This is a genomic window from Vibrio sp. 10N.261.46.E11, from assembly GCF_041472735.1.
Lineage (GTDB): Bacteria > Pseudomonadota > Gammaproteobacteria > Enterobacterales > Vibrionaceae > Vibrio.
Genome location: NZ_JBFRQW010000051.1, coordinates 87,964 through 95,795, shown reverse-complemented (window position 1 = coordinate 95,795; position 7,832 = coordinate 87,964). Strand labels below are relative to the sequence as shown.

Sequence of the window (7,832 nt, the reverse complement as noted above, 5' to 3'; positions counted from 1 at the left end):
TAACTGATCGGCATTAACGCTTTGTCGTGCTCTTTTCGTTTCAGTGATCTTTGTAGCCCACATCACGTACTTTATTACGTTAACTTAACGAGTTATGAGAGTTTCTAATCATGTGAGACAATCATCTCAAGACAAATGACTATCGCCCTGTTAGCATTAGAGCTAATACTCTAAATGGTATTTAATGCAGATGACCAAACCAAAATTCCGATACCTTGCGCTCGCCAGTATGCTTCTCGGCACATTTGCTTCGCCAGTTTTCTCTGCCCCGCTCACTTTTTCTGAAGCGTGGCAAATATTGCAAGAGAACAACAACTCACTTGCGGCTCAACAAGCCAACGTCGAACGTTATCAACATCTTCAGAATTCAACAAGTAGCCTCAATCTTCCATCTATTACACTAGGGGCTAACTATACGCACCTTGATAGTGATGTGACGATCAATGGTGAACAGTTCAAAAATAGCTTAAGTGGCGTGCCAAATTTAGGTGCCGTTGGAGGTATTCTTCAACCCATATTAAGTAGGCTTGGTGGTGTTACCTCAACCATCACCGAACAAGACATCTTCAGCTCTTCCATCCGTGCTATTTGGCCTATCTTTACAGGCGGACGAATTACCGCTGCGCAAACTGCTGCCGAAGGTAGAAGTGAAGAAGCGCAAAGCCAACTATTGATGGAGAAGCAAGCGCGCTACGAAGACTTGAGTAAATATTACTTCTCGGTGATCTTAGCGGAAGACGTTGTAAAAACACGTCAAGCCGTTGAAGCTGGCTTAACTCAGCATCGTGATTTCGCCATCAAGCTTGAACAACAAGGACAAATCGCACGAGTAGAACGCCTGCAGGCGGATGCTTCTTTAGATAAAGCCGTTGTTGAACGCACCAAAGCGCAGAACGACCTTAAGATTGCTCAGTTAGCACTGACTCAGATCCTTGGCCAGAGCCAAAGTGTCGAGCCTTCAGAACAACTGTTTATCAATAAGAACCTGCCTCATATGGACGTGTTCATTGACCAAACTCTCATGACCTACCCTGGCCTTAAGATTCTTGATGCAAAAGAGAAACAAGCGAGCAGCTTAATCAAGGCAGAGAAAGGTAAATACTACCCAGAAGTGTATCTTTACGGTGACTATAGCCTGTATGAAGATGACTCTCTAGCCAGTGAAATGAAACCCGATTGGTTAGTTGGTCTTGGTGTAAATGTGCCGTTGATTGACACTTCAGGCCGTTCCGACAAAGTCGCTGCGGCTCACAGTGCCGTATCGCAGGTTCAATTCCTTAAGTCGCAAGCCAAACAAGACTTAACCGTATTGGTACAAAAGACCTATCTTGAAGCGAACCAAGCAATTGAAGAAGTTCAAGGCCTCAACTCAAGTCTGTCTTTAGCTCAAGAAAACCTTTCACTTCGTAAAAAAGCCTTCACACAAGGTCTCTCTAACTCATTCGAAGTGGTTGATGCCGAGCTATATCTTGCGAGCATTAAGACACAGCAATCTGCTGCTCGATTCAAATATCTTATCTCTCTCAACAAGCTTTTGGCGCTTACCAGCGAAATGAATGCTTACTCAAGTTACTTAACTTCTTCTGTTACGTCTGATTTCGACTCAAAAACAGACACCGCTAGCCAGTCAAAAGGATAACTCATGAAACCTATTAAGCCCCTTCTTCTATCTATAGTTGGTATCGGCATTATTGGCTGGGTCGGATACAGTTTTTACCAAGCTTATCAACCTCAACCTGTTAAGCTTCAAGGTCAAATCGATGCACAGCAATACAGTATCTCATCGAAAGTGCCTGGCAGAATTGATGAAATATTCGTGCGTAAAGGCGATTCGGTTGAAAAAGGCGAATTGATCTTTTCTCTTCTTAGCCCTGAAATTGATGCGAAGCTAGAACAAGCAAAAGCCGGTCAGAAAGCTGCGGGGGCATTAGCTCAAGAAGCCGAGAATGGCGCGCGTACTCAACAGATTCAAGCAGCTAAAGATCAATGGTTAAAAGCCAAAGCAGCTGCCGATCTCATGGACAAAACTTACCAACGTGTAAACAACCTTTACAACGATGGTGTGGTTGCCGAGCAGAAGCGTGATGAAGCGAAAACTCAATGGCAAGCAGCGAAGTACACCGAAAGTGCTGCGTTCCAAATGTATCAATTGGCGCAAGAAGGTGCTCGTGACGAAACCAAAGTGGCAGCCGCTCAAAAAGCGTTAATGGCGGCGGGCGCAGTAGCGGAAGTTGAAGCTTACGCAAAAGACACACAGATCCACAGCTGGTTTAGTGGTGAAGTGGCTCAAGTACTATTAAGTAGCGGTGAGTTAGCTCCTCAAGGTTTCCCTGTTGTGACCGTGATTGACACTAAAGATGCATGGGCGGTGCTCAATGTGCGTGAAGATATGTTGAAACATTTTGAGAAAGGCAGCCAATTTGAAGCTTACCTTCCAGCTCTGGATAGATCATTAACTTTCCAAGTGACTCACATTGCCGTAATGGGTGATTTCGCGACTTGGCGTTCAACAGACGCAGCACAAGGCTTCGACTTACGCACTTTTGAAGTAGAAGCGCACCCTGTCGATACCAACGAAACACTGCGTATGGGCATGAGCCTAGTGGTTGAGCTTTAGGTGACGTATGTCTGCTAACTTTCGCTCTATAAGCTCTCGATCTACAGCCTCGCAATCTAGAGGCACGCAATCACCGGAGCACCGTCAAGTGAAAAATACATTGCTTAGGCAGTGGGCGATTATCCGCAAAGACAAATGGCTGTTGTCTTGCCTAACTTGGATTCCGTTGCTTCTTGCTGCCAGTATCTGGCTGATTTTTTCACAAGGGATCGCTCGCGACTTACCGGTTGCGGTTGTCGACCTTGAACACAGTCAAATCTCGCAACAGTTCACGCGCCTTGTTGATGCGTCACCTACCCTACAAGTGACTCAGAAATACAGCTCGGCGAGTGAAGCGGCTAAAGCGATGATTGAACGCGATATCTATGGTTATGTCGTGATACCAAGACACTTTGACCGAGACCTTTTCCTAGGCTTGAACCCGCAAGTGTCCGTTTTCTATAACAGTCAATTTATCTTGATTGGCAAACTGGTGAACTCGGCTCTGTTGCAGGCTCAAGGAACATTCAACGCGCAACTCGAAGTGGTTAAACAGCTCTCACACGGTGATACCACGGTACAATCTGCATTGGGGCAAGCGGTAACGGTACAAAGCCAGATTACGCCACTGTTTAACAAGAACACCAGCTATGCTCAGTTCTTAGTGTCTGCGGTTATTCCGGCTCTATGGCAGATCATGATTGTGGTGGGCACGATATTGGTTTTGACGGCGAACGTTAGAGCTCGTGGTCTTCATGCTTGGTTATCCAACGCCCCGATGAAATCACTAACATCAACACTAACGCCCTACCTTGTCTTGTTTTTGATGTTTGGTATCGCGTTTAGCTTTTGGTTCTATGTTCTCTTAGATTGGCCGTTTAACGGCAGTTTTGTGGCATTAACCATTGCCCAACTGCTTACCGTCATCAGTTGTATCATCATGGGGTGTTTGTTTTTCTTCTTAACGCTTGATCCAGCAAGGGCGATGAGTTTCGCTGGCGCCTTTACAGCGCCAAGTTTTGCGTTCATGGGCATTACCTTTCCGGTGACAGACATGAACACGGCGGCGCAAATCTGGAGAAGCTTATTGCCCGTGAGTCATTATATCGAGGTACAAACGGCACAATCTAGCTATGGCATGAGCGCAGCACATTCGCTGTTCAGCCTCTCTTCTATGTTGTGGTATGCAGTTCCTGCATTGGTGGTTATGTTATTAATTAAGAAACATCTAATGCAAGCATCACTCTCAGCTAAAACTAAAAAACAAGCAGTACAAGGAGTAAAACAATGAGCTTTACTCAACTGATAAAACAAGAACTCTTAGCAGTACTTCGTAACCCTGTCGTATTGCTCACCGTGTTTGGTGGCGTGGTCTTCTACTCATTCTTGTATCCATTGCCTTACGCGAACCAAGTTCCTCAACAGCTAAAAGTCTCCGTTGTAAATTTAGATAAAAGCCAAAGCAGCTACCAATTAGAACGAATGGTGGATGCCACATCTCAAATCGAGTTGGTACGTCGAGACTCCACCATCGCCGATGCTAAACAAGCTGTTCTTAATCAAGAGATTGGTGGGTTCCTCGTCATCCCAGAGAGCTTCTATAAAGACTTGCTCCTAGGTAAGAGCCCGACGCTTTCTTACGCCGGTGATGCATCTTACTTCTTGGTCTACGGAACCATTGTGGAAGGGCTTGCCAAGGCAGGTGGCACGTTAGCTGCGCAAGTTAAGGTCAGTCACTTGTTAGTTGAAGGTGTGCCTTTAGAATCGGCAGCCAAAGGCTACAGCGCGTTTAGCTTGAACCTAAAACCAACCTTCAATAGCCGCATGGGATACATCGATTACGTAGTTCCAGCCGTATTTGTGTTGATCCTGCAACAAACCTTAGCCATGGCTTCAGGTTTAGTTAGTGCAACCCAAAACGCGCAATCAACGTTTGGCTATTGGAGTCAAACCTCTTCAGCGAAACTGATACTTGCTCGTTGTTGTACCTTAGTCGGCATCTATTACTTGCTGTCGATGTATTACTTCGGCGCAAGCTTTTCGATGTATGGAATAAATCTGCTCGCCTCAACCACACAGATCTTGACCTTACTGCTGCCCTTCTTATTGTCCAGTTGTTTGATTGGGATTCTTATCGGTGAGCTAGTGCCAAGAAGAGAGTTAGTCACGGTTGTGGTGTTAATCAGTTCGATGCCGCTTATCTTCTCGTCTGGATTTATCTGGCCTGTTGAAATGATGCCACAGTGGCTGGTACTGCTATCACAGTTATTCCCAAGCACACCAGCAATCCAAGGTTTCTTAGCACTTAATCAGATGGGTGCCTCTTGGCAAGGTGTGGCGTCTCAATGGACATTGCTATGGGGACAAACTTTGCTGTGGGGTTCGTTATTGGCACTTAAGCTCTATCACAAATCGAGTAAACGTATCATCGCAGTTGTTTAACTCTAGTATTTAAACGCTAGAGCTAAAATCTCACGCTCATCAAAACCATCAAAAAACTCTGATATGAACGGCCCCCATAGTTGGACATCAATTATTGGGGGAGTTTTGATATCCCAATATAGTCGCGGTCTAAAATCTATCATTGCTAAATAATACCAATCACAGTAAGTAAGTGATTGGTATGAGCTAAAGATCCGCAACTAATCGACTCAGCTTCTATTCTGTTTTAGGTCCTTACATGAACTGACTCTTTGCCGACGAACATAACTTTCCGCACTGCGTAATTTGGCTTTCCAGAAAATAAAGATTACGTCTACTTTTCACCCACTGAGCGCGAATTTCAAGTTCCTGACCAATGGCTATTGGATGGTGAAAGCGAGAAGTTAAACTCACCGTCATCGCATTGATATTGTTATGGAACAAGCAATATAACATTGCGCTGTCGTGTAAAGCGGTAACAATGCCCCCCTGCATAATACCGTCGTAGCCCTCAGCTTTATCTGTTGGTACAATCTTGGCTACAGATTCATACTTAGCAATAGATTCATACTTACTTAAAGTTTCATGCTTAACTGGTGTTTCATGCTTAGTTAAAGCTTCATACTTAGCTAAGTTCTCGTTATCGCCAACTGCTTCAAAGCAAATCGGGCTATCTGAAAAAAAGCCTTGGCTGCATACTTGGCAGCGGCGATGGTTGTGAGGAATGAAAACCTTCATACTTACCCTTATCCCTTTGTACCCTTAGATTCCTAGAGATTGATATGGCTCGACCAAAAAAACATCGTCAGTTATGTACCCGTGCGGCTTACTCTTGCTTCAAGCCTAATGGTGTTCCTATGGGCGAGCTTCATAAAGAAGAACTGCTATTAGAGGAGTTGGAAGCCTTACGCTTAGCGGATCAAGAAGGATTGAGCCAACTTGAAGCCGCCGAGCAGATGCAAGTGTCTCGCCAAACATTCGGCAACATCATTAAGCGAGCACGTACCAAAGTGGCCAAGTGCATCGTCAACGGTCATGCGTTGATGATTCAAGGCAGTTAATTCACGTGTTAGCCAGAAGTTATTTAACTCAGCGAGCGAGAACTCTTGATGCTTAACTTGATACTTAGCTTGATGGCTCAGTAATCTGATACAGCTTTCGGTTTTGCCCTGCACACACATCCCTGCAATTGCATTCGCGCTCAATGTCTAACTGAGCGAGCCCTCCACAACTGCCTTTGATTGGCTTACGTGAAAAAATTACACCGATCGCCATCAATGTAACGACTCCGACAAACCCCAATAGCGTCAACAAAAAGGTCATTTTCGAAACCCTCGAATAGCGCCTAGCTGATTAGGCTGTGCCATTAAAATCGAAGCTTGTTTTTTGTGCCCTTTCTCGCCGCACGTTTTATTACTACACCCGCTATTTCGCGGCTCTCGACCATAATCGAGGTCGGTTACTTCTTGTAGATTGCTGAAATCCAGAGTGGTAACTTCCGCCTTTGCTTTAGATGCAAAAACGCGAACATCATGATTGAACAAGTGCGACAGCATCTTCTTACCGATGTTACGAACCACAACAGCTTTTACATCATAAGATTTAACGACGGACATCCATTGCTTCTTCTTATTGCACGGGCTGTCTGACTCAACCAAAGGAATAAGATGCTTTATTTGTTGTTGCTCATCGACAATCGCGATCTGTGGAGAACGGGCAAAATGGTTGCCGACATGAAGGTCACGACAAGGTATTGCGTATAACATGGTAACTTCCTGTTATTGATGATCAGGAATTCAGAATACGCCCCGTTATTAGCATATGCCAATAACTATCGTGTGCAAAATAAGATTTACAGAATGGATACTTAAGTTAAGAAGCAAGTGCTCAACAACATCATTTAGTTTCAGTTTAAATAACAACTGACTCTGGCATGAACAAGCGCATTCAGTATTATTGATTTACAAAAGAGGATTGAAACTGCTAAGACAAACCAGCGTGAAGCGATATAATGCGCCTCAACAAAGAACTACAAAGTAGCCACACATGTCTAAAGAATCCGGTTTCACCACAGAATATACTCTCGACAAGACGTTTTTCGCAGAGTGTTATGATCAAACAAGCCTTCCGACTCAATATCCAAAAGCCTATTTGAAAGGAATACTGTTTCTTGTTTTTGGTGTGGTTCTATTAGAGTTTGAACTATTACCGAACGGTTACGTTGGTTGGTTCTTTATTGTTTTGAGTGTGATTGAAGCATTCAGTGTCTACTGCAAAAGAACCTGGTGGTTATGGCGACAAAAAATCAGCTCTGGCACAGGTAGCAAAGTGGTCTTTTCTGGGGACACTGATGGTGTGAGTTATAAAAACCGCAAAGCGACCAATACTATCGCTTGGACTGACATAGACCAACTTGAACAGACCGATCTCGGTTTTATCCTTCATATTGGAAAGCAGCGCCAATATGTGAGTAAATCTTGTTTAAGCGATGAAGCCATTGCCTTCATGATTGAACAGCACGAGACCTCGAACGCAAACTAACCTCTTTACTTTACACTAGCTTCTTATGGTTAAAATGCCGTATGGTACATAACAATAGAACTATAAACATTTGCGGCCAGTGCCAAGAGACTCTTTATTTAAACGAAAAGACTTACTATGAACTTTGATATTAATGCACTGAAGCACCACCAACTGGTCGAAGATGGTCAACTAGAAGGGTGTTATACCAATCACAGTAAGAAAGTGATCAGAAATAGCGCAGGAAAAAGGCTTGAGAACAAGGCGTGATTTTCTGATAAGTAGTTATTCTACA

At 44.2% G+C, this 7,832-nt stretch carries 10 protein-coding genes; 7 read left to right on the top strand and 3 right to left on the bottom strand.

All coding sequences use genetic code 11. The features are described 5' to 3' along the window. Window positions 1-184: 184 nt before the first annotated feature. From AB4407_RS16635 to AB4407_RS16620, 4 genes are read left to right on the top strand one after another with little or no spacing between them, the layout of a single operon-like run. On the top strand, window positions 185-1,639 hold the full coding sequence (locus tag AB4407_RS16635; RefSeq protein ID WP_372121345.1) for a TolC family protein: 1,455 nt from the start codon (window positions 185-187) through the stop codon (window positions 1,637-1,639). Between the two features lie 3 nt (window positions 1,640-1,642). Next, entirely contained in the window at window positions 1,643-2,617 is a 975-nt protein-coding gene (locus AB4407_RS16630; protein WP_372121344.1) for an HlyD family secretion protein, read from the top strand. 7 nt (window positions 2,618-2,624) lie between these two features. Beyond that, window positions 2,625-3,887 carry an ABC transporter permease gene (locus AB4407_RS16625; protein WP_372121343.1) on the top strand — a complete coding sequence of 421 codons (1,263 nt, stop codon included), beginning with the start codon at window positions 2,625-2,627 and terminating at the stop codon, window positions 3,885-3,887. After that, window positions 3,884-5,038, top strand: coding sequence for an ABC transporter permease (locus tag AB4407_RS16620; RefSeq protein ID WP_372121342.1), 1,155 nt, complete (start codon window positions 3,884-3,886; stop codon window positions 5,036-5,038). The genes AB4407_RS16625 and AB4407_RS16620 overlap by 4 nt, the downstream gene beginning before the upstream one ends. Window positions 5,039-5,272: 234 nt before the next feature. Here the strand turns inward: AB4407_RS16620 and AB4407_RS16615 are convergent, their stop codons facing one another. Beyond that, a complete protein-coding gene (locus AB4407_RS16615; protein WP_372121341.1) occupies window positions 5,273-5,755 on the bottom strand; it encodes a PaaI family thioesterase in 483 nt (160 codons plus the stop codon). Between the two features lie 44 nt (window positions 5,756-5,799). Here AB4407_RS16615 and AB4407_RS16610 point away from each other — a divergent pair, with 44 nt between their 5' ends. Beyond that, window positions 5,800-6,078, top strand: a complete 279-nt coding sequence (locus AB4407_RS16610; RefSeq protein ID WP_139685634.1) for a DUF134 domain-containing protein — start codon at window positions 5,800-5,802, stop codon at window positions 6,076-6,078. A 64-nt stretch (window positions 6,079-6,142) separates the two neighbouring features. Here AB4407_RS16610 and nqrM read toward each other — a convergent pair whose 3' ends face one another. Together nqrM and AB4407_RS16600 are read right to left on the bottom strand one after the other, a co-directional pair. After that, window positions 6,143-6,340 (bottom strand): (Na+)-NQR maturation NqrM, encoded by a 198-nt coding sequence (nqrM, locus tag AB4407_RS16605; protein ID WP_139685633.1) that lies wholly within the window; start codon window positions 6,338-6,340, stop codon window positions 6,143-6,145. Next, on the bottom strand, window positions 6,337-6,783 hold the full coding sequence (locus AB4407_RS16600) for a NifB/NifX family molybdenum-iron cluster-binding protein (protein WP_139685632.1): 447 nt from the start codon (window positions 6,781-6,783) through the stop codon (window positions 6,337-6,339). The genes nqrM and AB4407_RS16600 overlap by 4 nt, the downstream gene beginning before the upstream one ends. Before the next feature lie 280 nt (window positions 6,784-7,063). On the opposite strand from AB4407_RS16600, the gene AB4407_RS16595 reads away from it, so the two are divergent. Both AB4407_RS16595 and AB4407_RS16590 read left to right on the top strand, forming a co-directional pair. Then, window positions 7,064-7,558, top strand: a complete 495-nt coding sequence (locus AB4407_RS16595) for a YcxB family protein (protein WP_372121340.1) — start codon at window positions 7,064-7,066, stop codon at window positions 7,556-7,558. Between the two features lie 117 nt (window positions 7,559-7,675). Continuing rightward, on the top strand, window positions 7,676-7,807 hold the full coding sequence (locus tag AB4407_RS16590; RefSeq protein WP_372121347.1) for a hypothetical protein: 132 nt from the start codon (window positions 7,676-7,678) through the stop codon (window positions 7,805-7,807). The last annotated feature ends 25 nt before the right edge of the window (window positions 7,808-7,832 follow it).

Excerpts from the sequence above, each read along its gene's own strand:
- AB4407_RS16635 (WP_372121345.1), top strand. The coding sequence starts at position 185 with ATGCAGATGACCAAACCAAAATTCCGATACCTTGCGCTCGCCAGTATG.
- AB4407_RS16630 (WP_372121344.1), top strand. The coding sequence starts at position 1,643 with ATGAAACCTATTAAGCCCCTTCTTCTATCTATAGTTGGTATCGGCATT.
- AB4407_RS16625 (WP_372121343.1), top strand. The coding sequence starts at position 2,625 with ATGTCTGCTAACTTTCGCTCTATAAGCTCTCGATCTACAGCCTCGCAA.
- AB4407_RS16620 (WP_372121342.1), top strand. The coding sequence starts at position 3,884 with ATGAGCTTTACTCAACTGATAAAACAAGAACTCTTAGCAGTACTTCGT.
- AB4407_RS16615 (WP_372121341.1), bottom strand. The coding sequence starts at position 5,755 with ATGAAGGTTTTCATTCCTCACAACCATCGCCGCTGCCAAGTATGCAGC.
- AB4407_RS16610 (WP_139685634.1), top strand. The coding sequence starts at position 5,800 with ATGGCTCGACCAAAAAAACATCGTCAGTTATGTACCCGTGCGGCTTAC.
- nqrM (WP_139685633.1), bottom strand. The coding sequence starts at position 6,340 with ATGACCTTTTTGTTGACGCTATTGGGGTTTGTCGGAGTCGTTACATTG.
- AB4407_RS16600 (WP_139685632.1), bottom strand. The coding sequence starts at position 6,783 with ATGTTATACGCAATACCTTGTCGTGACCTTCATGTCGGCAACCATTTT.
- AB4407_RS16595 (WP_372121340.1), top strand. The coding sequence starts at position 7,064 with ATGTCTAAAGAATCCGGTTTCACCACAGAATATACTCTCGACAAGACG.
- AB4407_RS16590 (WP_372121347.1), top strand. The coding sequence starts at position 7,676 with ATGAACTTTGATATTAATGCACTGAAGCACCACCAACTGGTCGAAGAT.